The sequence below is a fragment of the Mycobacterium sp. SMC-14 genome (assembly GCF_046250075.1).
Taxonomy (GTDB): Bacteria; Actinomycetota; Actinomycetes; order Mycobacteriales; family Mycobacteriaceae; genus Mycobacterium.
In genome coordinates this window covers 4,661,188-4,685,259 of the sequence record NZ_CP176429.1, presented here as the reverse complement: position 1 = coordinate 4,685,259, position 24,072 = coordinate 4,661,188, and the positions used below count along the sequence as shown (strand labels likewise).

Annotated in this window: 20 protein-coding genes; 7 read left to right on the top strand and 13 right to left on the bottom strand. The window is 66.6% G+C overall.

The annotated features are described in order from the left end of the window. Window positions 1-14 precede the first annotated feature (14 nt). Window positions 15-1,247, top strand: a complete 1,233-nt coding sequence (locus ACKY0W_RS21725; protein ID WP_409435776.1) for an acyl-CoA dehydrogenase family protein — start codon at window positions 15-17, stop codon at window positions 1,245-1,247. After that, entirely contained in the window at window positions 1,247-2,371 is a 1,125-nt protein-coding gene (locus tag ACKY0W_RS21720; RefSeq protein ID WP_409435775.1) for an acyl-CoA dehydrogenase family protein, read from the top strand. The genes ACKY0W_RS21725 and ACKY0W_RS21720 overlap by 1 nt, the downstream gene beginning before the upstream one ends. A gap of 9 nt (window positions 2,372-2,380) precedes the next feature. Here the strand turns inward: ACKY0W_RS21720 and ACKY0W_RS21715 are convergent, their stop codons facing one another. The 10 genes from ACKY0W_RS21715 to ACKY0W_RS21670 all read right to left on the bottom strand — a co-directional run bounded on the left by ACKY0W_RS21715 (window position 2,381) and on the right by ACKY0W_RS21670 (window position 14,747). Beyond that, window positions 2,381-2,695, bottom strand: a complete 315-nt coding sequence (locus ACKY0W_RS21715; RefSeq protein WP_409435774.1) for a DUF732 domain-containing protein — start codon at window positions 2,693-2,695, stop codon at window positions 2,381-2,383. A 55-nt stretch (window positions 2,696-2,750) separates the two neighbouring features. Beyond that, complete coding sequence (locus tag ACKY0W_RS21710; RefSeq protein WP_409435773.1) at window positions 2,751-3,926, bottom strand: sodium-dependent bicarbonate transport family permease; 1,176 nt, start codon at window positions 3,924-3,926, stop codon at window positions 2,751-2,753. A 51-nt stretch (window positions 3,927-3,977) separates the two neighbouring features. Continuing rightward, on the bottom strand, window positions 3,978-5,303 hold the full coding sequence (locus ACKY0W_RS21705) for a PPE family protein (RefSeq protein ID WP_409435772.1): 1,326 nt from the start codon (window positions 5,301-5,303) through the stop codon (window positions 3,978-3,980). Window positions 5,304-5,371: 68 nt separating this feature from the next. Beyond that, window positions 5,372-6,640, bottom strand: a complete 1,269-nt coding sequence (locus ACKY0W_RS21700) for a PPE family protein (RefSeq protein ID WP_409435771.1) — start codon at window positions 6,638-6,640, stop codon at window positions 5,372-5,374. Between the two features lie 475 nt (window positions 6,641-7,115). Continuing rightward, window positions 7,116-8,144, bottom strand: coding sequence for a fused (3R)-hydroxyacyl-ACP dehydratase subunits HadA/HadB (locus tag ACKY0W_RS21695; protein WP_409435770.1), 1,029 nt, complete (start codon window positions 8,142-8,144; stop codon window positions 7,116-7,118). 51 nt (window positions 8,145-8,195) lie between these two features. Further along, the gene (gene cydC / locus ACKY0W_RS21690) at window positions 8,196-9,869 is read right to left on the bottom strand and encodes a thiol reductant ABC exporter subunit CydC (protein WP_409435769.1); all 1,674 of its coding nucleotides are present in this window, start codon (window positions 9,867-9,869) and stop codon (window positions 8,196-8,198) included. Beyond that, window positions 9,856-11,469 (bottom strand): thiol reductant ABC exporter subunit CydD, encoded by a 1,614-nt coding sequence (gene cydD, locus ACKY0W_RS21685; protein WP_409435768.1) that lies wholly within the window; start codon window positions 11,467-11,469, stop codon window positions 9,856-9,858. The genes cydC and cydD overlap by 14 nt, the downstream gene beginning before the upstream one ends. A gap of 56 nt (window positions 11,470-11,525) precedes the next feature. Then, window positions 11,526-12,569: a cytochrome d ubiquinol oxidase subunit II gene (gene cydB / locus ACKY0W_RS21680; protein WP_409435767.1), complete on the bottom strand. Its 1,044-nt coding sequence runs from the start codon at window positions 12,567-12,569 to the stop codon at window positions 11,526-11,528. Window positions 12,570-12,589: 20 nt separating this feature from the next. Continuing rightward, window positions 12,590-14,059 carry a cytochrome ubiquinol oxidase subunit I gene (locus ACKY0W_RS21675; protein ID WP_409435766.1) on the bottom strand — a complete coding sequence of 490 codons (1,470 nt, stop codon included), beginning with the start codon at window positions 14,057-14,059 and terminating at the stop codon, window positions 12,590-12,592. A 115-nt stretch (window positions 14,060-14,174) separates the two neighbouring features. Then, the gene (locus ACKY0W_RS21670; RefSeq protein ID WP_409435765.1) at window positions 14,175-14,747 is read right to left on the bottom strand and encodes a TetR/AcrR family transcriptional regulator; all 573 of its coding nucleotides are present in this window, start codon (window positions 14,745-14,747) and stop codon (window positions 14,175-14,177) included. Window positions 14,748-14,895: 148 nt separating this feature from the next. Here ACKY0W_RS21670 and ACKY0W_RS21665 point away from each other — a divergent pair, with 148 nt between their 5' ends. From ACKY0W_RS21665 to ACKY0W_RS21655, 3 genes are read left to right on the top strand one after another with little or no spacing between them, the layout of a single operon-like run. Then, the gene (locus ACKY0W_RS21665) at window positions 14,896-15,357 is read left to right on the top strand and encodes a hypothetical protein (protein WP_024441647.1); all 462 of its coding nucleotides are present in this window, start codon (window positions 14,896-14,898) and stop codon (window positions 15,355-15,357) included. Then, the gene (locus ACKY0W_RS21660) at window positions 15,354-15,797 is read left to right on the top strand and encodes an MmpS family transport accessory protein (protein ID WP_409435764.1); all 444 of its coding nucleotides are present in this window, start codon (window positions 15,354-15,356) and stop codon (window positions 15,795-15,797) included. The genes ACKY0W_RS21665 and ACKY0W_RS21660 overlap by 4 nt, the downstream gene beginning before the upstream one ends. After that, on the top strand, window positions 15,794-18,628 hold the full coding sequence (locus tag ACKY0W_RS21655; protein WP_409435763.1) for an RND family transporter: 2,835 nt from the start codon (window positions 15,794-15,796) through the stop codon (window positions 18,626-18,628). The genes ACKY0W_RS21660 and ACKY0W_RS21655 overlap by 4 nt, the downstream gene beginning before the upstream one ends. Here ACKY0W_RS21655 and ACKY0W_RS21650 read toward each other — a convergent pair. Further along, window positions 18,615-19,211 carry a TetR/AcrR family transcriptional regulator gene (locus tag ACKY0W_RS21650; RefSeq protein WP_409435762.1) on the bottom strand — a complete coding sequence of 199 codons (597 nt, stop codon included), beginning with the start codon at window positions 19,209-19,211 and terminating at the stop codon, window positions 18,615-18,617. The two genes, ACKY0W_RS21655 and ACKY0W_RS21650, sit on opposite strands and share 14 nt — an antisense overlap. Before the next feature lie 92 nt (window positions 19,212-19,303). Here ACKY0W_RS21650 and ACKY0W_RS21645 point away from each other — a divergent pair, with 92 nt between their 5' ends. Then, complete coding sequence (locus ACKY0W_RS21645; RefSeq protein ID WP_409435761.1) at window positions 19,304-20,476, top strand: aromatic ring-hydroxylating oxygenase subunit alpha; 1,173 nt, start codon at window positions 19,304-19,306, stop codon at window positions 20,474-20,476. Between the two features lie 13 nt (window positions 20,477-20,489). On the opposite strand, the gene ACKY0W_RS21640 is transcribed toward ACKY0W_RS21645, so the two are convergent. Next, on the bottom strand, window positions 20,490-21,629 hold the full coding sequence (locus ACKY0W_RS21640; RefSeq protein ID WP_409435760.1) for an epoxide hydrolase family protein: 1,140 nt from the start codon (window positions 21,627-21,629) through the stop codon (window positions 20,490-20,492). Further along, window positions 21,616-22,218, bottom strand: a complete 603-nt coding sequence (locus tag ACKY0W_RS21635) for a TetR/AcrR family transcriptional regulator (protein ID WP_409435759.1) — start codon at window positions 22,216-22,218, stop codon at window positions 21,616-21,618. The genes ACKY0W_RS21640 and ACKY0W_RS21635 overlap by 14 nt, the downstream gene beginning before the upstream one ends. Before the next feature lie 81 nt (window positions 22,219-22,299). On the opposite strand from ACKY0W_RS21635, the gene ACKY0W_RS21630 reads away from it, so the two are divergent. Next, a complete protein-coding gene (locus tag ACKY0W_RS21630) occupies window positions 22,300-24,063 on the top strand; it encodes an N-acyl-D-amino-acid deacylase family protein (protein WP_409435758.1) in 1,764 nt (587 codons plus the stop codon). The last annotated feature ends 9 nt before the right edge of the window (window positions 24,064-24,072 follow it).

Here is a 24,072-nt window from a genome sequence, read left to right as displayed (position 1 = left end):
GGCAGGGGAGATTAATGGATCTGCGGTGGTCGGAGGAAGACCGGGCATTTCAAGCCGAGGTACGGGATTTTCTCGACCAGAAGCTGACACCGGAGCTGCGCCGAGCGGGCCGGCTGATGACCAGTGTCTACGCCGACCACGAGGCCAGCATGGCGTGGCAGGCGATTCTGCACGAGCGGGGTTGGGCGGCGCCCGCGTGGCCGGTGGAGCATGGCGGCTGCGATTGGAGCCTCACCCAGCACTACATCTTCAGTCGCGAGTCGACCCTTGCCGGCGCGCCGTCGCTGTCACCCATGGGAATCCGGATGGTCGCGCACGCGATCGTCCGGTACGGCACGGACGCACAGAAGGACTATTTCCTGCCCCGGATCCTGACCGGCGAGGTGTTCTTCTGCCAGGGGTACTCCGAGCCGGAGGCCGGATCGGACTTGGCGGCCTTGTCGATGGCGGCCACCGTCGACGGCGACGACCTGGTCTGCACCGGCAGCAAGATCTGGACCACCCACGCCGGTGAGGCGAACTGGATGTTCGCCCTGGTGCGCACGTCCCGGACCGGTAAGAAGCAGCAGGGCATCACGTTCTTGCTGATCGACATGACCTCTCCCGGTATCGAGATCCGGCCGCTGGTGATGACTTCCGGCGAAGAGATCCAGAACCAGGTGTTCTTCGACGAGGTGCGGGTCCCCAAGACCAACGTCATCGGGGAGATCGACAGCGGCTGGACGGTCGCGAAATATCTGCTCGAGTTCGAGCGCGGCGGCGGCGCGGTGGCGCCGGGCCTGCAGGTAGTGGCCGAGGAGGTTGCCACGGCTGCCGCGAATCAGCCGGGGCCCGGCGGCGGCAAGCTTGCCGACGACGACGCCTTCATGCGCAAGCTGGCGGACGCGCGGATTCGCGCCGAGGTGTTGGAGATCCTGGAATACCAGGTGCTCACCGCCGTCGCGCAGGGGCGCAATCCCGGGGCGTCGTCGTCGATGCTCAAGATCTTGGGCACCGAGCTGAGCCAGGAACTGACGGCGCTGGCGTTGGAGGCGGCCGGGCCGCGCGGACGGATCTACCAGCCGCACGTCACCGCGCCCGGCGGGCCGATCGCCGACTACCAGCCTCCCGCCGACGGGTATGCGTCTGGCGATCCGTGGCAGGCGGTGGCCCCGCTGCGCTACTTCAACGACCGGGCCGGATCGATCTACGCCGGCAGCAACGAAATTCAGCGGAATATTCTGGCCAAGGCGGCATTGGGGCTCTAATGGACTTCAACGTGAACAATGAGCAGCAGATGCTGCGTGACGGCATCACCAAGTTCCTCGCCGCACGCTACGACCTCGAGACGAGCCGCGCGGCAGCCAAGACCGGCGCCGGATGGCAGCCCGAGATCTGGCGCGCCTTCGCCGGCGAACTAGGCATTCTGGGTGCGACGTTCCCCGAAGAGTTCGACGGAATCGGCGGCGGTGCTGTCGAACTCATGGTCATCACCGAAGCGCTCGGGCACGCGCTGGTGATCGAACCCTATGTCGACACCGTCGTCGTCGCGGGCGGACTGCTGCGCCGCTCCGGCAGCCCGGTCGCAGCCGGTGTGCTCAAGGAGCTCGTTGCCGGTACCGCGGTAGCGGCATTGGCTGCAGCGGAACCGGATTCAGCCGACCGTTGGCAGGACGCGAAGACCCTGGCGCGCCCCGATGGTGACGGTTGGGTGTTGAACGGCGCGAAGATCATGGCCGTGGCGGCGCCCCTGGCAACGCATCTGCTGGTCACCGCGCGTATCGAGGGCGAGGACGGAATCTCGTTGTTCCTCACCGACGCCGACGCTGCGGGCATCACGCTGCACCCGTATCGAACCATCGACGACCGGAGCGCGGCTGACGTCACCTTCACCGATCTGCGCCTTGGCGCGGATGCGTTGCTGGGTGAGCGGGGCGGGGCCTGGCCCTCGTTGGCGCAGGCCCGTGACGAGGGCGCCGCCGCGATCTGCTCCGAGGCGGTTGGTTGTATGCGGAAAGTCCTGGCGGACACCGTCGAATACTGTAAGCAGCGTCAGCAGTTCGGGCAGCCCATCGGCAGCTTCCAGGTTCTCCAGCACCGCATGGTCGACATGTTGATGGAGGTCGAGCAGTCGGCTGCCGCGGTCTACCTGGCGATCCTCAACCTCGAGGCCGACGAAGCCGCCCGTGCCCGTGCGGTGTCGGCGGGCAAGGTCACCATCGGCCGGGCGGCCCGATTCGTCGGCCAGGAGGCGGTGCAGTTGCACGGTGGTATGGGCATGACCGAGGAGTTGGCGATCGGCCACTACTTCAAGCGGCTCACCGCTATTCAATACGAGTTCGGAACCACCGACTCGCACCTCGCCCGCTACGCGGAGCTGACAAAGGCGTAGTTGGGCCGGCTACTTCTTCAAGTGCTGTGGGCAGTAAGCGTTCGCGGCCGCCGCCGCGAACTGCGAAGCGGCATCCATGGTCAGCCCTGGGTTGTCGGCCGTGAGTTGTTTGACGACCTGCAATCCCGTCTCGCCGTTGTTGGCCATGCTGCAGACGGCATGACCGGCCACAATGGCCTGATCGCTACTGGCGAAGGTAAGTCCGACGGCTCTTACCGCAGTCAGGAAGGCGGCGTCGCCGCCGCCGGCATCGGGATCCGCGTACGCCGGTGCGGCACAACCGATGACGGCGGCTACGCCCAAGATTGATAACACGCTGCGCATGCCGTTCCTCCTATTCTTCACTCGACTGCCTGAGATTCCATGCTCTGCAATCCCTCTACTGCGATGTGATGAGACGGGCGATCTCGATGTAGAGCGGGATGCCGATGGTGACGTTGTAGGCGAACGTCAGACCCAGTGATGCGGCCAGCGGCAAGCTGGGGCTGGCTTCCGGAATCGCCAGCCGCTGGATCGCCGGCACGGCGATGTACGACGCCGCGCCGCACAGCACTGCGAACAGGACATAGGTGCCCAGCTGGAAGTGGATGCCGGTCAGCTGCGAATAGGTGTGTGCCACAAACAGGCCCAGCGTCGCGAACAGGTTGGGAACCAGTAGGCCGAAGAGGATGAAGCCGCGGCCGGCCGTTTTCAGGTCCTTCAGCTTGCGCGCGGCCGTCAGGCCCATCTCGAGCAGGAAGAGGCACAGGACGCCCTGGAACGCGGTGACGAAGACCGGGTCGTCGACTCCGGTGACCTTCGAGCCCTGCAGACCGCTGATGAAGCCGATCGCGATACCACCGAGCAGCAGGCAGATGCCCGGGTTGAGGAAGACCTCCCGCACCAGTTCCCGGCTGATCAGCCGTCCGTTGGAGGTCACTTCGGCCCCCGCGTGACGCTCGAGGCTGGTCTCGATGGCCAGGCCGCCGGTGGGATCACCGGCCTGGGTGGCGCCGACGGCTGCCGGGACAGAATCGGCCGGCACCGTGTAGCCCGGCTCGTGAGGCATGTTTCCGGCAGCGTCCATCCCCCGGTGGCGCAACCGGGCGACCAGGAACAGTGCCACCAAGCAGCCGGGGATCTCCATGATCGCCAGCATGACGGGCATGTAGGCATCGAAGGCCATGCCGATGGTGGCCAGCACGCCCATGCAGGTGGCGAAGGTTCCGGCCGAATCGGAGCCGTAGTACCCGGCGACCGTTGCGCGGTCGACTTCGCGCATCTTCGTGAGGTACTTCAGCAGCACATAGGCGATCGTGCCGATCACGAAGTTCAGGACGAAGCCGGTGAGCATGAATCCGAGGATTCCGCCGATCTGCGAGATGTCGATGCCGGCGAGCTCCTCGCCGCCGTGCCAACCGATGGCCAGCAACAGGTACATCGTCAGACCCTGATACACCGCGTTCGGAAACTCGAACGGCACCTTGGCCAGCGCGAGAAGGAAGCCGAAGTAGAAGAACAGCAACAGTGGCTTGAACAGGTTATGCGTGAAGTTCTGCCAGAACTCGAGAAGCATGACTCTCTCTTTCGGGGAAGGTAGGGGAGGGTTCGGCGCCGCTGGTAGGCGTCAGCTGAGGGGGGTTGCGGCCTTCTTGGCGCCCTTGAGGTGCACGGCGTGAACGCCGGGCTTGCGGGACAGCTCTTCAAGCAGTTCGTCGAGTCCGGCCTGGTCGACGTTCCAATGCTGGACCGCCTCGGGCTGGCTCTGCAGCTTGGCGATCACCGCGTCGAGCTTGACGGGAGTCTTCGCCTTGCCGCCCTGAATCCGGATCCGACCACTGCCCGCGGTGGCGGTGCGGGGGCGGGCACTTCCCAGGGCGCCGCCGGCCATGCTGCCCAGCGCAGCCTGGTTGAGCATGCCGCCGGCCATCCCCGAGGCGGGGGCGGCGGCCAGGGCTGCGGCGGGGGCGCCGGTGGCCGCCAGCCGGATCGCCGGGCTGGCAGAGGCCCAGCTCGGCGGGACGGACAGGTTGCCTACCAGGTTCGCCTCGGACATGGTGGCCGACACCGACGAGGTCAGGCCGGCCACGCCTCCCATCCGCAGCCCGGCGCCGAGGCCGCTGAGCGGCAGGCCCTCGAAAACCCGGCCTACCGGGGTTCCGAACTTGAGGAAGTTCTGGATGGGGAAGTTAGTCAGCAGCGAAATGTCGTTGAACGGCGTGGTCAGCCCCGCCGGACCCTTCAGAGCCGCGAACACCGAGGCGAAGTTGGCCGGAGCACTCGGATTGCCGGTCAGCTGGATGAGCGCGTTGTTGACGAAGTTGTTGTACTGGGTCGCCAGGTTGCCCAGGAAATCCATGATCGAGTTGCCGCCCGAGGTGGCTGCCGCCGACCCCGCGTTGGCCGCCGATGTGGCTTCGGCGGTCCCGGTGGTGGTCTGCGGTGGCTCGGTGAACGCGGTGGTCTTGGTTGCCGCGGCGGCCGATGCGGCGTAGGTCTGCATGGCGGCGGCGTCCTGCGCCCACATCTCCAGGTACTGGGCTTCGTTGGCCGCGATGGCGGCGAGATTCTGGCCGAGGAAGTTCGTGGCGTACAGCATCTGGTTCTGGGTGCGGTTGGCCGTAACGACTTCCGGCGGAACGGTCGCCGCGTGCGCCGCTTCGTAGGCGGTGGCCGCGGCCTGCGCCAGCGTGGCCGCCTGAGCCGCGGTGGCCGCGGTGGTCGACATCCAGGCGGTGAAGGGCTGGGCGGCGGCCGTCATCGCCGCTGCCGACGGACCGGTCCACGATTCACTGGCGAGCGAGTCGAGCACGGCGTTGTATTCAGATGCGGCGGTGCTTAATTCGCTGGCAAGACGCCCCCACGCCGTGGCGGCGGCAACAAGCGACGCGGATCCGGGCCCGGCATACATCTTGGCCGAGGTGACCTCTGGCGGGATCAAAGAGAAGTACATGTCGACACCTTTATCTGGTCGCGTGCGACCGGGTCAGCTGGGGGAGGCCACGTTTCGTCATCGTTGGGTCACTCATCCAGTGCCGGAATGACGATGATGGTGGCGGCCGCGGGATCGGCCTCACCGGGCGGAATGGGGCCGAAGGCATCGGACCCGCCGCTGTTGCGCAGCGAACGGGTTGCTGCGCCGACAGTTTGGGTGGCGGTGGTACCCATACCGCGGCCCAGCAGGCTGGACAGCGCCATCTCACCGAACATGGCGTCCTGGCCGGCAACCGCAGCCATCGGAGCGGCCTCCAGCGTCGCCGGCAAGGACGAAGCCATGCTGACCAGCTTGGTCGCCGGCGCTGCGACCGCCCAGGAAGCAGGTACCGACAACTTCCCGACTGTCGCGGCGTTGCCCAGCACGCCTGTGGCACTGGTCAGGCTTGCCGCCGGTAGTGCCGTTTGTGCGAGAGGTGCCAGCGGCAGCAGCGCCCCGGTAATGGCTTTCGGGCCGGCGAAGAACGACTGCGCAGCCATCCCATTCATGATCCACGAGTACATCTGTCCGAACGCCAGCCAATAGCCACCGGGGATTGTCGACCAGCCGAGCGGGGTCGTGGCCCCGGTCAGTGTGCTGAAGATCAAGTTCCAGTTGTCCAGGAATGAACCCGATGTTGTCGCCGCAGCGGTGCCCACCGGGTTGGAGGCCAACGACTGCAGTGCCTGGGGCATCGCGTTGAGCATCTGGGAAACCTGCTGCCCGATATTGGAAGCCGTCGAGTTTCCGGTTGCTTCTGCCGCTGCCGCTGCCTGATTGGCCGCGCCGGTCGGATTGGTGGTCTCCGGGGGCTGGTTGAACGGTGTGAGCTGCGTTGCCGCTGCGGCCGATCCGGCATAGCCGTACATCGCCCCGGCGTCCTGCGCCCACATCTCCGCGTAGTGAATCTCAGTGGCCGCGATCGCCGGCGTGTTCTGCCCGAGGAAGTTCGTCGCGACCAGGGTCGCCAGCTGCGTCCGGTTCGCCGCGACCACCGGCGGTGGCACCGTGGCGGCGAAGGCTGCCTCGTAGGCCGCGGCCGCGGCGCGGGCCTGGTTGGCCGAGAGCTCGGCCTGCGTTGCGGTCGTGCTCATCCACGTCACGTAGGGCTCTGCTGCGGCGGCCATCGAGGTGGACGACGGCCCTGACCATTCCCCCGTGAGGCTCGAGACCACGGACTCGTAGGCCGAAGCCGCAGAACCCAATTCCGCCGCGAGTGCGTCCCAAGCCGAAGCGGCCGCCAGCAGGGGGCCGGAGCCCGCACCCGCGTACATCCGGCCGGAGTTCATCTCCGGTGGCAATGCAGCAAAATCCATCTCGGGTGACTCCTTACGTCACGCGTCCTGACTGCCGACGCTCGAAAACTCGCCATCGAAACCCAAACCCTAGACGGCCGTTGTCTATTCGAGGTTCCTGCGATGTAAACAGCGTGCGACCATTTTCAGTTAATAGTGGTACCAGTAGATCTTTGAAAACTGTTGTGAGGCAGCTGTCATCAAGCTATCCGCAGCGATTACCCGCTTACATCAGGCTTTTGACGGTCTTTATGCCGTTAATTCCAAACGGGAGAAATCGCAGCCGGTTTCGAGTTTTCCGGCTGCGTCATCAGCCGGATTGCCGAAGCCAGTCCACGCCTCTTCGTTCGGGCGGAATTCTCTTCACAATCGTCATCTCAGTCGACTGATAGTACGCAGGGGTTGCTGGAAACTACCTGTATGCGAACTGGGTCTTCGCTGTCGCTGTGCTGCTGGCGGACTGTCAGGCTTGCGGTCGCCCGTACTCGGGCAGAGGTCAGCGGAAGCGGACGTGCATGGTCGCGAGGCCGAAGATCTTCCGGTTTTCGGACTTCGCGGCGACCAGGATGATACCGCTGCGCGTTGCGGCGTCCAGCGACTTGATCCGGCCGCTGAATTCGATGTCGGAGCCTTCTTTGGCGGACACGATCGCGGGTGCGGACAGTCGTACGGCGTAGCGAGTGACGGCTCCCGGGTCGCCGGTCCAGGAGGAGGCGAAGCCCGCGCCCAGGCCCATAGTGAGCATGCCGTGCGCGATCACGTCGGGAAGGCCGGCCAGCTTGGCGATGTCCTCGTCCCAGTGGATGGGGTTCGCGTCGCCGGCGACACCGGCGTAGTTCACCAGGTCACCCCGGGACAGCCGGGTGTGATGCACCGGCAGGGCGTCGCCGACCTTCACCTCGTCGAAGGACGGTGTCGCCGGGGTGCGGGTCAGGCCACCCTCGGATATCCGGATCTCGCCTGCGGGCCGCACCGTCTTTTCATAGCGGGCGGCCGATTCGCCGACATCGAGGATGTTGACGTCGTGCATCATCGCGCGCTGCACAGCGGTCTTGACTTCCGGGCCGATGTCCTCGGCGGTGACTCCGACCACGGTGGTGTGCAGGGTGTGCACCACTTCCCCCGCCGTGTCGGTGAAGGTGTTGGTGACGGTGATCAGGTCGCGGCCGGCGATCCGGCGTACCGAGGTCAGCTCGACGTCGATGGTCAGTTCGTCGCCGTCCACGATCGGACGGTGCTGCTCGAAGACCTCTTCGGTCTGCATGTAGGTGTCGTAGCCGACAACGACGGATTCGAACATGCGCCGGTTGCACGCCATGCCGGGGGTAGAGGTGAACGTCAGCGGCGCCACCAGGCCCGAGTAGCCCATCTCCGCGGCTGCGGCGACGTCCCAGTGCGCGGGGTGATAGTCCTGCACGGCGCGCGCGTACTCGCGGACCTTCTCGCGGCCCACCAGGTAGGTGCCGTCCATCTGGTAGTAGTGGCCGACCCGGGATTCCAACGCGGACGTCTCTGCTGCGGTCATGAGTTGACTCAACCGTTCTGTCGGCTGGTTGCGGAAGCCGACTAAAGCACCCTAGCGGGTCTCCGCCATCGGCTCAGCGGGGATCACGAGCGCGGCGAAGCCGGGCGCTGCGCCCCCGTCAGGCAGGTGATGGGTGGCCACCACCACCGTCCGGTCGGCTCCGAACAGCCCGGGTGCGGCCAAGACGGCCCGGAGCAGGTCGTCCGCGTCGGTGGCATCGAGGTGCTCGGTGGGTTCGTCGAGCAGTACGACCCGGGCCGGCGAGAGCAGGGCCCGGGCCAGTAGCAGGCGCCGTCGCTGCCCCGCCGACAGAGCCTCGGCGCCGCCGGCCAGCACGGTGGCCAAACCGTCCGGAAGACCCGCCAGCCACTGCCCGAGCCCCACCCGGCTCAATGTGCTGACCAGCTCGTCGTCGCGGCAATCGCCCCGCGCCACCAGCAGATTGTCCCGGACTGTGGTCGCGAAGACGTGTGCGTCTTCGGCGAAGAAACTGATCGCGGATCGCAGGTCGGCTTCGGAAAGCTCCTGCAGTACGGTCCCGCCGACGGAAACGTGACCGGTCAGCGGTGCCAGCAGGCCGGCCAGAGTCATCAGCAGCGTGGTCTTGCCGGCTCCGCTGGGACCGGTGATGGCCAGCCGGTCCCCGGGCGCCAGCTCAAGCCGCACTCGCACGGACTGATCCCGTCGATATCCGGACCGCAGATCGGCGCTCAGTGGCGGCGTGGTGGCCGAATCCGGCCGCAGGACTGCCGGCGTGTCCGCCGTCACGGGATCGGCCGGGGCCAGGTCGATCAGCCGCCGCGCCGCGATCCGTGCACGGGTCAGGGCGACGGCGGCGCCCGGTAGTGCGGTGGTCGCCTCGAACGCGGACAGCGGCAACAACATCAGAATTGCCACGGTGGTAGGTGCCACGGCATCGGCCAGCCCGATCCCGGCTACCACGGCGCCCAGCACACTGAACCCGATCGCGGCGGTGGGCAGCGCAGCGGCGATCGCGGCCGGTTCGGCGGCCCCGTCCAGGGCTGCGCCCCACGCCTGCTGCCGGCGTTGGGATTCGCCGATGACGGCGGGAAGCCGCCCGGCGATTCGCAGCTCAGGGGCGTGGTCGAGTGCGTCCATGGCTGCGACGTCACGCTCTGCGAGGTGGTCGCGGGCCGTGTGTTCCTGCGCCGCGGCGGCCCGCGCGGCCAGCCACGGCGCCACCACACCCGCAGCCAGCAGGCAGACCGCCAGGACCATCGCTGCCGCCGGCGAGATCACCGCGATCACCGCGGTGGCGACCATGCCCAGTACCGCCGCGACCCCGATCGGTAGCAGGGCACGTACCAGGACGTCTGCCAGCGCGTCGACATCGGCGCCCACCCGCGCCACCAATTCACCACTGTGCAACCGCACCGCGTTCTGTACTGGGCCACGGGCCAGTCGCCGGTAGAGCTGTCCGCGGGCGGTGCCTGCGGCCCGCAGCGCCGCGTCGTGACTCACCAGCCGCTCGCAGTAGTGCAGTACGCCGCGCGAGATCGCGAATGCCCGCACTGCCACCACCGCGATCGACAGGTCCAGCACCGGCGGCATCTGCCAGGCCCGAGTGATCAGCCAGGCCGAGATCGCGGCCAACGCGAGCGCGCTGCACAGCGACAACGTCCCGAGCAGGCCGGCCAACAGCAGCCGGGGCAGGCGCGGGCGCAGCAGCCCGACGGCCTCCCGCAGCGGATCAGACCGGCGCATGATCTGCCGCTCCCACACTGTGCACGGTGACGACGTGGTCGCCGATTGCCAGCACCGGTGTTCGGTGGCCCACCACCACGACCGTCGCCCCGGCGCGCGCACGTCGCACCAGCTCGGCCAGGACCCGTCGTTCGGTGGTGGCGTCCAGGTGGGCCGTCGGTTCGTCGAGCAACAGCACCGGCGCTGTCGAGCCCAGCGCTCGGGCCAGCCCCAGCCGCTGCCGCTGCCCCAACGACAAGCCGACACCACCGCGACCCAACCTGGTGTGCAGCCCGTCCGGCAGCCCAGCGATCACGTCATCGAAACCTGCGGCGGCGCAAGCGGTATCGGTGTCGATGAGATCGCCGAACAACGCGAGATTGTCCGCCACCGTGCCCGGGACCAACGCCGGACGCTGTGGCAGCCAGGACAGTTGGGCCCACCATGCCGGCTGGTCGAGGGCGGGGATGTCGACGCCGCCCACCGTGATGCGTCCGGAGCTGGGTGCGGTGAGGCCGGCGATCGCCGCCAGCGTGGTGCTCTTGCCGGCGCCGTTGGCTCCGGTCAGCACGGTGACCTGGCCGGGTTCGATCACTGTGGTCAGGCCGGCCGGCGCAGCGCCGTCTCGGCCGGCAACGCTGAGCCGATCGAGGCGAATCGGGGCACCACATGCGGCTACCGTGCGGGTTCCCGGCGCTTGGCGGGGAGGTTCACCGATCAGCGCAAAGGCCTTCTCGGCGGCGGCGCGCCCATCCTGAGCCGCGTGAAACTCCACCCCGATCCGGCGCAGCGGCCAGTACACGTCGGGTACCAGCAGCAACACCGTCAGCCCGGCGGTCAAGGTCATCTCGCCGAACACCAGTCGCAGGCCGATGCTGACGGCCACCACCGCCACGCTCAGCGTGGCCAGCAATTCGAGCACCAGCGCCGACAGGAACGCGATCCGCAGGGTGGCCATCGTCGACCGGCGCTGCGCGTCGGACAGTTCGGCGATACGGCGCTCCGGCCCGGCCGCCCGCCCCAGGGCACGCAGGGTCGGGATGCCGGCGATCAGGTCCAGCAGACGTGCCTGCAAGGTTGTCATGGCCGCCAGGGCCGCCGCCGAGCGATCCGCGGTGGCCAGGCCGATCAGCACCATGAACACCGGGATCAGCGGCAGCGTGATCATCACGAGCACCGCCGCGCGCCGGTCGTAGCAGGCGATCACCAGCACGGTCACCGGGGTCAGGATCGCCGCCAGCAGGAGTGCGGGCAGGTAGGCGGTGAAGTAGGGACGCAGTCCGTCCAGTCCCCGGGTGACCACGGTTGCGGCGGCGTCCCGTTCGGTGGCCAGCCGGCGGGGGGAGCGCGCGGTGACCGCGGTCAGCACTTGTCCGCTCAGCTCGCCGATCACCGCGCTGGCTCCGCGCTGGCCCAGGCGGGCTTGCAGCCAGTGCGCCAGGGTGCGCACCGTCCACAACAGCGCGAGTGCCGCCAGCAGCGGTGACCAGTGCGCGATGCTGCGTGTCGACGGTTCGGTGATCACGTGAGACACGATGTCGGCCAACACGATCGCGGACCCGATTGCGCAGGCCGAGATCACCACCCCGCAGCCCACCATGGCCAGCAGAAAGCGGCGCACCGCCGTCGATGCCTGCCAGAGCCGTGGGTCCAGCGGCGCCCGAGCTCCCCGGGCGCTCAGGACGGCTGCCTCGCCAACCCGATGGACGGCGGAATCTGATCCGCTGAGATCCGTTGCCGGAACACCCAGTACGTCCAGCCCTGGTACACCATCGCCAGCGGGGCGAATATCACCGCGGCCCAGGTCATGATCTTCAAGGTGTACGGGGTGGACGAGGCGTTGTAGATCGTCAGGCTCCACTGCGGATCCAAAGTGGAGGGCAGCAGGGCCGGGTACAGGGCGCCGAACAACAAGACGACCACCGCCGCGACGACGACGGCGCTGCAGGCGAAAGCCCAGCCGTCGGACACCCGGCGCCACACCAGCGCCACCGCCGCCACCTGCGCCACCACCGCGACGCCCAGCACCAGCCACGTCCACCCGGTGCCGTAGGCGAGTTGGGTCCACACCCCGAAGCCGCCGACCAGCGCGGTCACCGGTAGCGCGAGCCGGGTCGCGAAGCGGTGCGCGTCATCACGGATTGCCCCGGAGGTCTTCAACGCGGTGAAGACCGCGCCGTAGAACAGGAACAGTCCGCCGGTGGCCAGACCGCCCAACAGGGTGTAGGCGTTGATCACGTCGCGCAGCGCCAGGCCGACATGGTGATCGGCGTCTACCGGCAGGCCTCGGACCAGGACCGCGAACGCCACGCCCCACAGAATCGCCGGCAGCCAGGAACCGGCGGCGATGCCGAAGTCCGCCCAGGCTCGCCACTTCGGGTCGTCGACCTTGCCGCGCCACTCGATGGCGACGGCCCGCACGATCATGCCGAACAGGATGGCCAGCAGCGGCAGATACAGCGCCGAGAACACCGTGGCATACCAGCCCGGGAACGCGGCGAACATCGCGCCGCCGGCGGTGATCAACCAGACCTCGTTGCCGTCCCAGACCGGTCCGATGGTGTTCAGCGCGGCCCGACGGTGCGCTTCCGCTGAACCACCGGTACTGACGCGGCCGAACGGTGCCATCAACATCCCCACCCCGAAGTCGAAGCCCTCCAAGACGAAGAATCCGAGAAACAGCACCGCGACCAGTACGAACCACACCTGTTGTAGGTCCATCGCGATGACCTCCTTCTACGTCAGTAGGCGAACGACAGTGGCGCCACGTCGTTCTCGCCGGGCGGCGCCGGCGGAGCGGGTTCGGCGTCGTGCTCCAGTGGTCCCTCGGCCACGTAGCGTCTGATCAACCAGAACCAGATCACCGCGAGCACCGCATAAACCAGGGTGAACATCACCAGCGAGGTGACCACCACACCCACGCTGTTTCCCGACACGCCCTCGGCGACGGTCAGCCGTACATTCGGGTCCCCGGTCGGGTTGGGTACGACAACCCAAGGCTGGCGGCCCATTTCGGTGAAGACCCAGCCGGCGCTGTTGGCCAGGAACGGGGTCGGGATGGTCAGCAGGGCCAGCCAGGAGAACCAGCGCTGGTTCGGGATCCGCCCGCGGCGGGTCAACCACAGCGCGGCAAGCGCGAACAGCACCGGCAACAGCAGCAGGCCGATCATCGCGCGGAACGACCAGTACGTGACGAACAGGTTCGGCCGATAGTCGCCGGGACCGAATTTCTGCTCGTAGTGCTGCTGGATGTCGCGGACCCCGTCGAGCCGAACGCCGGTGAATCGGCCCTCGGCCAGGAACGGCAGCACATAGGGCACCTCGATCACCCGGGTCAGGTGGTCGCAGTTGTTCTGCCGTCCGACGGTCAAGACCGAGAAGCTCGGGTCGGTGGCGGTGTCGCACAACGATTCCGCCGACGCCATCTTCATCGGTTGCTGGACGAACATCAGTTTGCCCTGTATGTCGCCGGTGAAGAACAGTCCAACCGCGGCGACCAGTGAGACGAGGCACCCGAGGATGGTCGCCGGCCGGTACAGGGTGGCTGCGTCACTGCCGGCGGTCTGAGGGGCGCCGCCGGCACGGGACCGGACCATCCACCAGGCGCTGACCGCGGCGACGAACGTCCCGGCCGTCAAGAACGCGCCGGCAACTGCGTGCGACAGCGCGGCCTGGGCGGTGTTGTTGGTGAACAGCGCCATGATGCTGTCCAATTCGGCGCGTTTGGTCTCCGGATTGAAGTGAGCGCCGACCGGGTGCTGCATGAAGGAGTTGGCGGCGATGATGAAGAACGCCGACACGTTGGTGGCGATGGCGACAACCCAGATGCACGCCAGGTGCACCACCCGCGGCAATCGGCTCCACCCGAAGATCCACAGCCCGATAAAGGTGGACTCGAAGAAGAAGGCGGCCAGTCCCTCCATCGCCAGCGGTGCGCCGAATACGTCGCCCACGAACCGCGAGTACTCGCTCCAGTTCATGCCGAACTGGAATTCCTGCACGATCCCGGTGGCAACTCCCAGCGCGAAATTGATCAGGAACAGCTTGCCGAAGAACTTCGTCAGCCGATACCAGGCGACGTTGTCGGTGAGCACCCACACCGTCTGCATGACCGCGACCAACGGGGCCAAACCTATGGTCAGCGGCACAAAAATGAAGTGATAGACGGTGGTGATCCCGAACTGCCACCGCGATACGTCGACAACATCCATGGGCGATCTCCCGGAGCTGCAGGACAACTACTACGACAGAGCGTAGTAGCTCTGGCGGGTGGCAACAGACCGTTGTTATGCAGATAACGATGCCACCGTGACGTGACTTGAGTTGCTAAAACGGGGCGGTCACGCCGTGCTCGAAGATTCGGGTGAGCGTCGGCACGATGCTGTGGCGGGAGATGAGGCCGTGTGCTGCGTCGCTGCAGGCTTTGACCATCATCCCGAACAACGCGATCCGGATCCATTCCGTGCTGAGGCCGGGGTCGAAGACGCCTTCTTCTTGACCGCGCGCGATGAGTTCAAGGATCGGCGCGGAGTTCGGCAGGTCCTCGGCGGGGACATCGCGCAGTACCGCGGGGTCTGCGAACAGGAACACGATCCGATCGCCTTCGGGTACCAGGGTGGTGATCACCCGCCGCATCGCCTCGATGGCCGGGCCCTCGGCCGTCGCTGCCGTCGCGAGGATGTCGCTGATGACCCGGATCGAATCCAGGGTGGTTTCGTAAATCAGCCGCTCGCGGTCGTTGAAATAACGGTGCAGGGTCGAACGGGCGACCTGGGCGGCCGCAGCGATCTCGGGCAACGTGGCAGTGCGGTCGCGGGCCAGCACCGATGCCGTCGCCTCGAGGATCGCCGCCCGCGTGCGTGCTTGCGAACCGGTCAGCCTCCGGTCATCGACGTCCATGACCGGATGATATCTTGTCGCGCGTCCATATATCGGACGTTGACGTCCCATTAAAGGGCGTATAGTGTCCGCGTTCGGGTGGAGTTGTCCATCCAGAGAGTGCGGCCGCGCGCTGCGTGCGCGCTACAGATCGGGGGCGGGCGTTGCCATGAGCTGGACCATGTTCGGCACCAATTGGCACCTCTTCGGTGACCTTGCGGTGGTCGCTTTCGTGGCGTTACTGGTCTTCGCGACCGGGACGTTTCGCTACATCCGGCGATTGCGCAACCGGCCGCCCCTCCCGATCAGCGAAGGAATCGGCGCCCGAAAATTCGTACTGGCCAAGGTCCGCAAGGGTGAGGCGCTGGAACCGCAGGAGCTGGAGTTCGCCACCCGCACGATCGACGATCAGCGAAGCCCGCTGGCCTTCTGCATTCCCGCCACGATCTTCTCGCTCGGATGCTTCTACGTCCTCGGCAGCCTGGAGCAGCTACACGGTGCCACTCCATCCGAGCGGACCTTCCTGGGGCTCATTCCGATGCTCGGCGCATTCAATGTGACCGCCCAGCTGCTGCGGACGGCGAAACTGAAGAAGCGGCTCCCGGCGCTGCCCGGCGAGGCGGACGAATGAGCCCCCGTGCACCGCGGCGGTCACTGCTGGCACGCGCCTGGATGCCGTTGGTCGCGGTCATCGCGCTCGGCCTAGGCGCGCTTGGCATGTGGAAGGTTCACCAGATGTCGGCACCGGGGCCGGTGCTGACCGTCAATCCGCCCCAGGCAGCAGAGAAGTTCAACCCGAAGAAGCTCACCTATGAGGTGTTCGGCTCCGTCGGCGCGGGCGCCCTGCTGTCCTATGTCGACATCGACGGGCACCCGCACACGGTCGAGCTGGACACCCTGCCGTGGGCCCATGAGGAGACGACGATGCTCACGGTGGTGTCCGGCAGTATCTCGGCGCAGGTGCGCGGCGACTATGTCGGTTGCCGGATCCTGGTCGACGACGTGATTCGCGACGAGCGGACCAATGCCCATCCCAACGCGGACATCAGTTGCCGGGTGAAGTCCGCATGAGCGGACATCGCGCGGCCCGCCCACTGGCGGCCCGGCTGGTCCGTGTGCTGTCCGTTCCGATCATCGTGTTCTGGGCACTGTTGGCGGTGGTGACGAATACCTTTGTGCCGCAGGTGGAGAGGGTCGCCGAGGAACTCGCCGGCCCGATGGTCCCCACCTATGCACCCTCGCAGGCCGCGATGCTGGCGATCGGGGAGAAGTTCCAGGAGTCCGATTCGACGAGCATGACGATGCTGGTGCTGGAAGCCGATCGTCCACTGGGGGAGCAGGACCACCGCTACTACGACGCACTGGTGCGCACGCTGCAGGCCGACACCGAACACGTCCAGTACGTGATGGACACCTGGGGGAAGCCGATCACCGCGGCCGGGGCCCAGAGTGTCGACGGCAAGGCCGCCTACGTGCTGCTGCGACTGGCCGGCGACATCGGGCAGTTGCAGGCCAACGACTCCGTGGCCGCGGTACGGCACACGGTAGCCACCTCCGACCCGCCGTCGGGGCTGACCGTCTACGTCAGCGGCGCGGCACCGCTGGCCGCCGACACCGTCGCGATCGCGAATTCGAGCCTGAACAACATCACGATCGCGACGATCTTCCTCATCATCTTCATGCTGCTGCTGGTCTACCGGTCCTACATCACCATGCTGGTGCCGCTGTTCGGGGTGCTGATCCTGATGCTGGCGGCCAAGGGGGTCATCGCGACCCTCGGCCACTTCGGCTACATCCAGCTGTCGTCGTTCGCGGTGAACTTGGTCGTTGCGCTGACCCTGGGCGCGGGAACCGATTACGGCATCTTCTTGATGGGCCGCTACCACGAGGCACGGCTGAACGGCGAGAGTCGTGAAGACGCGTTCTACACGGCGTATCGCGGTGTGTCGCACGTGATCCTGGGTTCCGGGCTCACGATCGCCGGCGCGGCGTTCTGCCTGAGTTTCGCCCGCTTGAACTACTTCAACACGATGGGGCCCGCGGTGGCGCTCAGCATGGTGCTGACGGTCACCGGCGCGTTGACGCTCGGACCGGCGATTCTGAGTGTGGGCAGCCTGATCGGGCTGTTCGATCCTCGCCAGCAGGTCAAAGCACGGCTGTACCGCCGAATCGCCACCAGCGTGGTCCGCTGGCCCAAGCCGATCCTGACGGCCAGCGTCGCCGCGGTGGCTGCGGGGGCGATCTTCGTGCCGACCTACCAGGTCAGTTTCGACGACCGTACCTATCAACCGCGCAACTCCGCCGCCAATCTGGGCTTCGCCGCTGCCGACCGGCACTTCGCCAAGAGCAAGCTGTTCTCCGAGATGCTGATGGTCGAGTCGGATCATGACATGCGCAACTCGGCAGACTTCATCTCGCTGGACCGGGTGGCCAAGGCCCTCATCAGGCTTCCGGGCGTCGCGATGGTGCAGAGCATCACCCGGCCCATGGGGCGCGCGCTGGAACACGCGTCGCTGCCCTACCTGTTCACCACCCAAGGCAGCGGCAACGGCCAGCAACTGCCGTTCACCCGAGAGCAGAACGCCAACACCGAACGGCAGGCGCAGATCATGGCGCATTCGGTGGAGGTGCTGCAGAGCACCATCGTCTTGACGCAGAAACTGGCCGACGAGATGCATGCCACGGTGCTCACCATGGAGGAGATGCAGGCGCTCACCGAACAGATGGATGAGGAGATCTCCAATCTCGATGACTTCATGAGGCCCATCCGGAGCTACTTCTATTGGGAACCACACTGTTTCGATATCCCGGTCTGCTGGGCATTTCGGTCACTGTGGGACATGATGGACAGCGTCGACAAACTGGCGGCGAACATCAAAGACGCGGTATCACATCTGGAAGTCGTCGATACGCTGCTGCCGCAGATGGTCGCACAACTGAACAAGATGGCCGACGACCAGATCGCGTTACAAGCATTGATCGTGAACACATACGGCCCCACGAGCATTCAGGCCGAGAATACCGATCAGACTTTCGGTGACATGATCAACGTCGGCAACGACTTCGACGCCTCCGGAAGCGACGACTTCTTCTACATACCCCGACCGGCATTCGACAACGAGGACGTCAAAACCGGGATGCAGCTGATGATGTCCCCGGACGGCAAGGCCGCTCGGTTCATCGTCACCCACGAAGGTAACGCGATGGGTCCCGAGGGCGTCGAGCACGTCGAGAAGTTCCCCGAAGCCATCAAGATCGCGCTGAAGGAGACCTCGCTGGCCGGCGCGAAGATCTATATCGGCGGCTCGGGCTCGAACAACAAAGACATTCAGCAGTACTCACGATCGGATCTGCTGATCGCCGCGATCGCAGCCTTCGTGCTGATCTTCCTGATCATGCTGGTCATCACCCGAAGTCTGGTGGCGGCGTTGGTGATTCCCGGCACCGTGGCATTCTCCTACGCCGGCGCGTTCGGGTTGTCGGTATTGATCTGGCAGCATCTGATCGGGCTGCATCTGCACTGGCTGATCCTGCCGCTGACCTTCATCATCCTGGTGGCGGTCGGCTCGGACTACAACCTGCTGCTGATCGCTCGGCTCAAAGAGGAACTCGGTGCCGGGCTCAACACCGGTCTCATCCGAGCGCTGGGCAGCACTGGTGGCGTGGTGACATCGGCGGGCCTGGTGTTCGCCTTCACCATGCTGGCGATGCTTGCCAGCGATCTGCGGACCATCGGGCAGCTGGGATCGACGGTGTGTATCGGCCTGCTGCTGGACACCTTAATCGTGCGGTCGTTCATTGTGCCGTCGCTGGTGCGCATCTACGGGCCGTGGTTCTGGTGGCCGACGATCGTGCGGCAGCGGCCGCTGCGGCAACGGCTGCAGGTGACTACGTCGGTGTGATCGCCGGAGCCACCCAGCGTCGCAAGAACCCGCGCAGCTGCGCGCCACGACGCGGTGGGCGGCCTGGGTCGATGACCAGCGACTGCAGCACGCGCAACATGAACTCCACCAGCTGATCCAGGTCGTCGCTGGCGAAACCCGCGGCGGCCCAATCGACGTCGAACCGTTCGACGATCGAGCGCCCGAACGTCAGCGCCGCGTCCGAGGTGACTCCGGCGGAGAACGCGCTGGCCTTGCCGGGCGTCATCAGCAGGCTCATGTAGCGCTCTTCGGGAAGGAGTTCCAGGGTGTGCGCGATGCCCTCCACGACGGACTCGGCGGGATCGTGGATGCCGCGGACGTGGTCGGCCAGGCCGTCGAGGAAGGGGCCGACCTCGGCGACTGCGGTCGCGATCAGCAGCGCCTCGGTACTGGGGAAATAGCGATACACCGTCTGGCGGGTGACGCCGACGTCCTTGGCCACATCGGAGATCCCGAAGTTCATCCCGGACTGATCGATTCGCCGCCGCGTCGCGTCGAGGAGGCGGGCGATGGCCTCGTCATCGTCGGCCGGCTTTGCGCCCGACCACCCGTGGGTGCGCATGTGCGAACGTTACCGCCCGCCCGGCGCTCCCACTAGACCATACATAACTATTATGTGTATGGTCAGGGCGGCGATGCCGAAAGGAGCTTCTGGTGACGATCCCTCCGCAAGAGCGCACCGGTGCACTGGACACCGAACTCACCCGGCGGGCACTGCGGTTGGTGCTCGACAAAACCACCGAGATGGCAGACGACGTGCTGCGCGTACCGCTGCACTACTACCGGGACGCAAAGGTCACCGAGATCGAGGAGTCCCAGATCCTGCGGCGCACTCCGCTGGCGATCGTGCCGAGCGTGCAGGTACCGGCGCCCAACGACTACGTCGTGCGGTCGGTGCTGGGGGATTCGCTCCTGGTCACTCGGGACAAGGACGGCCGCAGCCACGTCTTCCTCAACTACTGCCGCCATCGCGGCGCGAAGCCGGCCTGCGGGGAGGGCAGTGCGGCGCGGTTCACCTGCCCGTATCACGCATGGACCTACCGCAACGACGGAAAGCTGCTGACCGTGCCCGGCAGCACCGGATTCACCGGTATGGCTAAGGAAGACTATGGGCTGGTCGAATTGCCCAACACTGAGAGTCACGGATTCATCTGGGCAGTTCTGACGGTCGGTGCCGACATCGATGTCGAGGCGCATCTCGGTGACGTCGGCCCGGACCTGGAAGCGGTGGACTACACCTCATTCGGCTACCACGACCTCCGCGAATTCGAGTCCGAGGTCTCGTGGAAGGGCGCCTTGGAGGCGTTCGCCGAGAGCTACCACTTTCCGTTCGTGCACGGCGAGAGTCTCATCGGCCAGAACACGCTGGCGAACACGTCGATCCACGACCGCTTCGGCAGGCATCACCGAATGGGCTTCCCGTTCAACTGGATCACGAACCTGGAAAGCGACGCGAACGCCTCGTGGGACGTGCGCGACAACATGGGGCTGATCTACTGGATCTACCCGAACATCATCTTGGCGAACAGCTCGGTGGGTGTGGAGGTCATCGACATCCTGCCCGCCGGTTCCCCGACTCGCTGCACGGTTCGGCACAGCTGGCTGGCCCGGATGCCGGCCGTCGACGACGCCACGCGCTCCGGTTACGACATGATCTTCGCCGCGGTCCACGAGGCAGTGCGCGATGAGGACTTCGCCATGCTGCCGCAATGCGGCGAGGGGGTCCGGCAAGGCCAACATGACCATATGATCATCGGCCGCAACGAAATCGGCGTCCAGCACATGATCCGGGTCTTCGCTGAGGAACTGGGTATCGCGCTGAGCTGAAGAGTCACGCGCTCTAGAACACCGCCTGCTGCAGCAGCACGTCGGCGAAGGCCGCCAGGTCAGCGGCGAAGATCGCGGGCTGTTCGAAGGCGGCGAAGTGCCCGCCGCGGTCTGCGACGCTGTAGTGAACGAGGTTGTAGCGGTTGGCGGCCCACGCCCGCGGCGTCTGCAGCAGCTCATACGGGTAGACCGCGTAGCCGGTCGGCACGGCGACGCGTCCCTGCCACGAGCTGAGCGCGCCGTTACCGGCGCGGGCGGACTCGCAGTACAACCGAGCTGACGACGTCCCGGTCACCGTCAGCCAGTAGAACATCAGGTTGTCGATGAGCCGATCGGTGCTGATCGGCATGCCCTCTCGAATGTCGCACCAGGCGTGGAACTTCTCCAGAATCCAGCCGGCCAGGCCCACCGGTGAATCGTCGAGGCCGAAGCCCAGCGAATGGGGGCGGGTGGCCTGCTGATTCAGGTATGCGGTGCCGTCGGTGGTGCGCTGTACCGAGTCGATGATCGCCGCCTGCTCGGCCGGTGTCACCGCGGCCATCAGTTCGGGGTTGTCATGATCGGGCGGAGCGAAGCACATGTTGGTGTGGATGGCCGCGACGCGCCCCGCGTAGTGTTCGCCGAGGTGGCGGGTGACCAGTGCCCCCCAGTCGCCGCCCTGGGCGACATAGCGGTGATAGCCCAGCTGCCCCATCACGTCATCTGCGGCAGCCGCCACGGCCGCGACGTCGACACCGGTCCGACGGGTGGGCCCGGAGAACCCGTATCCGGGCATCGAGATGACCACGACGTGGAATCGCTTCCGTAGCAGCGGCACTGCGTCGAGGAACTCCACAATCGAGCCGGGCCAGCCGTGGGTGACCAGCAGGGGGATGGCGCCGGGCTCGGATGACCGGACATGCAGGAAGTGCACGCGCAGCCCGGCGGCCTCGGTGACGAACGAGCCGAGCGCGTTGACCTCGGACTCGACGCGTCGCCAGTCGTAGTTGTGCAGCCAGTGCTCCACCACGGACCGGAGGAAGCTTTGGTCGGTGCCGTAATCCCAGGCCGCGCCATCGATCTCCGCCGGCCAGCGCGAGTTGACGAGCCGGCGGCGCAGGTCATCGAGCTCGGCATCGGGGACGCGCAGCGGGAACGGTTCAGGGTGAGTCACGGTGGCCTCCGGTCAGTCCGTCGATGATGTGGTCGCTGACGAAGCGGCGCACGGCGCGGGGATTGTCGAGGTTTACCCGCATGGGCGGGAGCAGCTCGAAGCTGAACAGCATCCGCACGATCCATTCGCCGGCACGGCCCGCGTCGAGGTTCTCGTCGACTTCGCCGCGGCGTTGCGCGGCGCGGACCAGCGGCATCCACAGCGCCACGGAGCGGTGCATCAGGTCGTCGCCGCCGTGTTCGAGCAGCAGGACCAACACGCTCTGATTGATGGTGCGCGGCTCGGCCGCCGATCTGCGGCGATGCGCGGAAATCAGTACCGCTGCGGCCGCAACCTGCTCGGCCAAGGTGTCCAGCTCATTGACCTCGGCGGCCATGGTCTCGATGAACGCCGCGGACAGATGGTCCAGTGCCGCGGCGATGGCGTCATCGCGGGTTCCAAAAGCGTTGTGCACGGTGCCGCGTGACACGCCTGCCGTTTCGGCGACCGCGGTGAGGCTGAAGCGCCGGGGCCCGAGATGGCGCAGGGTTTCGGTGGCGGCCAGGAGCAGCGGCGGGGGGAGCGGTTTCGACGATTTCTCACCGGGCACTTGCACACATTATCGAGATGTGTACAAATTGATCAACACCGTTCTTGGGTGTGCCCGGCACCACTATTGAAGGAGACGGCCGTGTACGACCTCACGATCACTGGTGGCACCGTCGTCGACGGGACGGGCGAGCAGCGCTATCTCGCCGACGTCGGCGTCCGGGACGGACGGATCGTGGCCGTCCAGCGTCGCACCGGAACCGATGATCCGGGGCTGACAGGTGCAGCGGCCGAAACGATCGACGCCACCGGCAAGGTCGTCGCACCCGGGTTCGTCGACATCCATACCCACTACGACGGGCAGGTCAGCTGGGACAGTCTGCTGGAGCCCTCCAGTGGTCACGGTGTGACCACGGTGGTGACCGGCAACTGCGGGGTCGGCTTCGCCCCGGTTCGGCCGGGCCGCGAGGAGTGGCTGATCAAACTGATGGAGGGCGTCGAAGACATCCCCGGCACCGCCCTGACCGAAGGCATTACCTGGGGGTGGGAGAGCTACCCCGAGTACCTCGACAAGCTCGAGAGCCAGAGTCTCGCCGTCGACGTAGGCAGTCAGGTCGCGCATGGCGCGATCCGCGCCTACGCCATGGGAGATCGCGGCGCCCGCAACGAGCCGGCCACCCCCGACGACATCGCGGCAATGAGCCGGCTGGTGCAGGAAGCCATTGAGGCTGGGGCGCTGGGATTCTCGACGTCACGCACCCTGGCGCACCGGGCCATGGACGGCGAGCCGGTGCCAGGAACCTTCGCCGCCGAAGACGAACTGTTCGGACTGGGCCGGGCCATGGCGGCCGGCGGACAGGCGGTCTTCGAACTGGCGCCGCAGGGGGCGGCCGGTGAGGACATCGTTGCGCCGAAGAAAGAGCTCGAATGGATGCAGCGCCTGGGCGCCGAGATCGACCGGCCTGTGTCGTTCGCATTGATTCAGGTCGATGCCGACCCGAATCTGTGGCGCGAACAGCTGGACATCTCCGCGGCCGCGCATCAGGCCGGCAGCGCGCTCTATCCGCAGATCGCCGCGCGACCGTTCGGCATGCTGCTGGGCTTCCCCGGGCATCACGCGTTCACCCACCGGCCGACCTACCGCCGGCTCAAGGCCGAAAGCAGCCGCGCCGAACTGGGTAGGCGGCTCGCCGAACCGGCGGTCAAGGCGGCGATCCTGTCCGAAGACGATCTGCCGGTGGACTCGTCTGTGCAGTTCGATGCGATGTTCGCGCTGGTCCAGCATTCCCTGCACCGCATCTATGACCTGGGCGACCCACCGGACTACGAGCCGACCCCGGACCGTGCGGTCGCGGCGATCGCCGCGGCGCGCGGAGAAGATCCGCTCGCAACGCTCTATGACCTGATGTTGGAGGCCGACGCCGGCGCCATGCTGATGCTGCCGTTCTTCAACTACGCCGACGGCAACCATGACGCGATCCGCGAGATGCTCACCCACCCGGCCGGTGTACTGGGACTCTCCGACGGCGGCGCACACTGCGGAATGATCTGCGACGCCTCCTATCCCACCTACCTGCTGACGCATTGGGCGCGCGATCGGCACCGTGGTGACAAGCTGCCACTGGAGTATGTGGTGCGCAAACAGTGCCGCGACACCGCGCAGCTGTTCGGCCTGGGCGATCGCGGGGTCATCGAGGTCGGCAAGAAGGCGGACATCAACGTGATCGACATGGATGCGCTGACCCTGCTCCCGGCTCGGATGGCCTATGACCTGCCGGCCGGCGGGCGCCGCCTGCTGCAGGGGGCGAGCGGGTATGTTGCGACGATCGTCAGCGGTACCGTCACCCGGCGCAACGGAGTCGACACCGGCGCGCGGCCGGGGCGTCTGGTGCGCGGAGCGCGCTAGCAAGCCACC

Coding starts and splice junctions, on each gene's coding strand:
- ACKY0W_RS21725 (WP_409435776.1), top strand. CDS start 15: ATGGATCTGCGGTGGTCGGAGGAAGACCGGGCATTTCAAGCCGAGGTA.
- ACKY0W_RS21720 (WP_409435775.1), top strand. CDS start 1,247: ATGGACTTCAACGTGAACAATGAGCAGCAGATGCTGCGTGACGGCATC.
- ACKY0W_RS21715 (WP_409435774.1), bottom strand. CDS start 2,695: ATGCGCAGCGTGTTATCAATCTTGGGCGTAGCCGCCGTCATCGGTTGT.
- ACKY0W_RS21710 (WP_409435773.1), bottom strand. CDS start 3,926: ATGCTTCTCGAGTTCTGGCAGAACTTCACGCATAACCTGTTCAAGCCA.
- ACKY0W_RS21705 (WP_409435772.1), bottom strand. CDS start 5,303: ATGTACTTCTCTTTGATCCCGCCAGAGGTCACCTCGGCCAAGATGTAT.
- ACKY0W_RS21700 (WP_409435771.1), bottom strand. CDS start 6,640: ATGGATTTTGCTGCATTGCCACCGGAGATGAACTCCGGCCGGATGTAC.
- ACKY0W_RS21695 (WP_409435770.1), bottom strand. CDS start 8,144: ATGACCGCAGCAGAGACGTCCGCGTTGGAATCCCGGGTCGGCCACTAC.
- cydC (WP_409435769.1), bottom strand. CDS start 9,869: ATGCGCCGGTCTGATCCGCTGCGGGAGGCCGTCGGGCTGCTGCGCCCG.
- cydB (WP_409435767.1), bottom strand. CDS start 12,569: ATGGACCTACAACAGGTGTGGTTCGTACTGGTCGCGGTGCTGTTTCTC.
- ACKY0W_RS21675 (WP_409435766.1), bottom strand. CDS start 14,059: ATGGATGTTGTCGACGTATCGCGGTGGCAGTTCGGGATCACCACCGTC.
- ACKY0W_RS21670 (WP_409435765.1), bottom strand. CDS start 14,747: ATGGACGTCGATGACCGGAGGCTGACCGGTTCGCAAGCACGCACGCGG.
- ACKY0W_RS21665 (WP_024441647.1), top strand. CDS start 14,896: ATGAGCTGGACCATGTTCGGCACCAATTGGCACCTCTTCGGTGACCTT.
- ACKY0W_RS21660 (WP_409435764.1), top strand. CDS start 15,354: ATGAGCCCCCGTGCACCGCGGCGGTCACTGCTGGCACGCGCCTGGATG.
- ACKY0W_RS21655 (WP_409435763.1), top strand. CDS start 15,794: ATGAGCGGACATCGCGCGGCCCGCCCACTGGCGGCCCGGCTGGTCCGT.
- ACKY0W_RS21650 (WP_409435762.1), bottom strand. CDS start 19,211: ATGCGCACCCACGGGTGGTCGGGCGCAAAGCCGGCCGACGATGACGAG.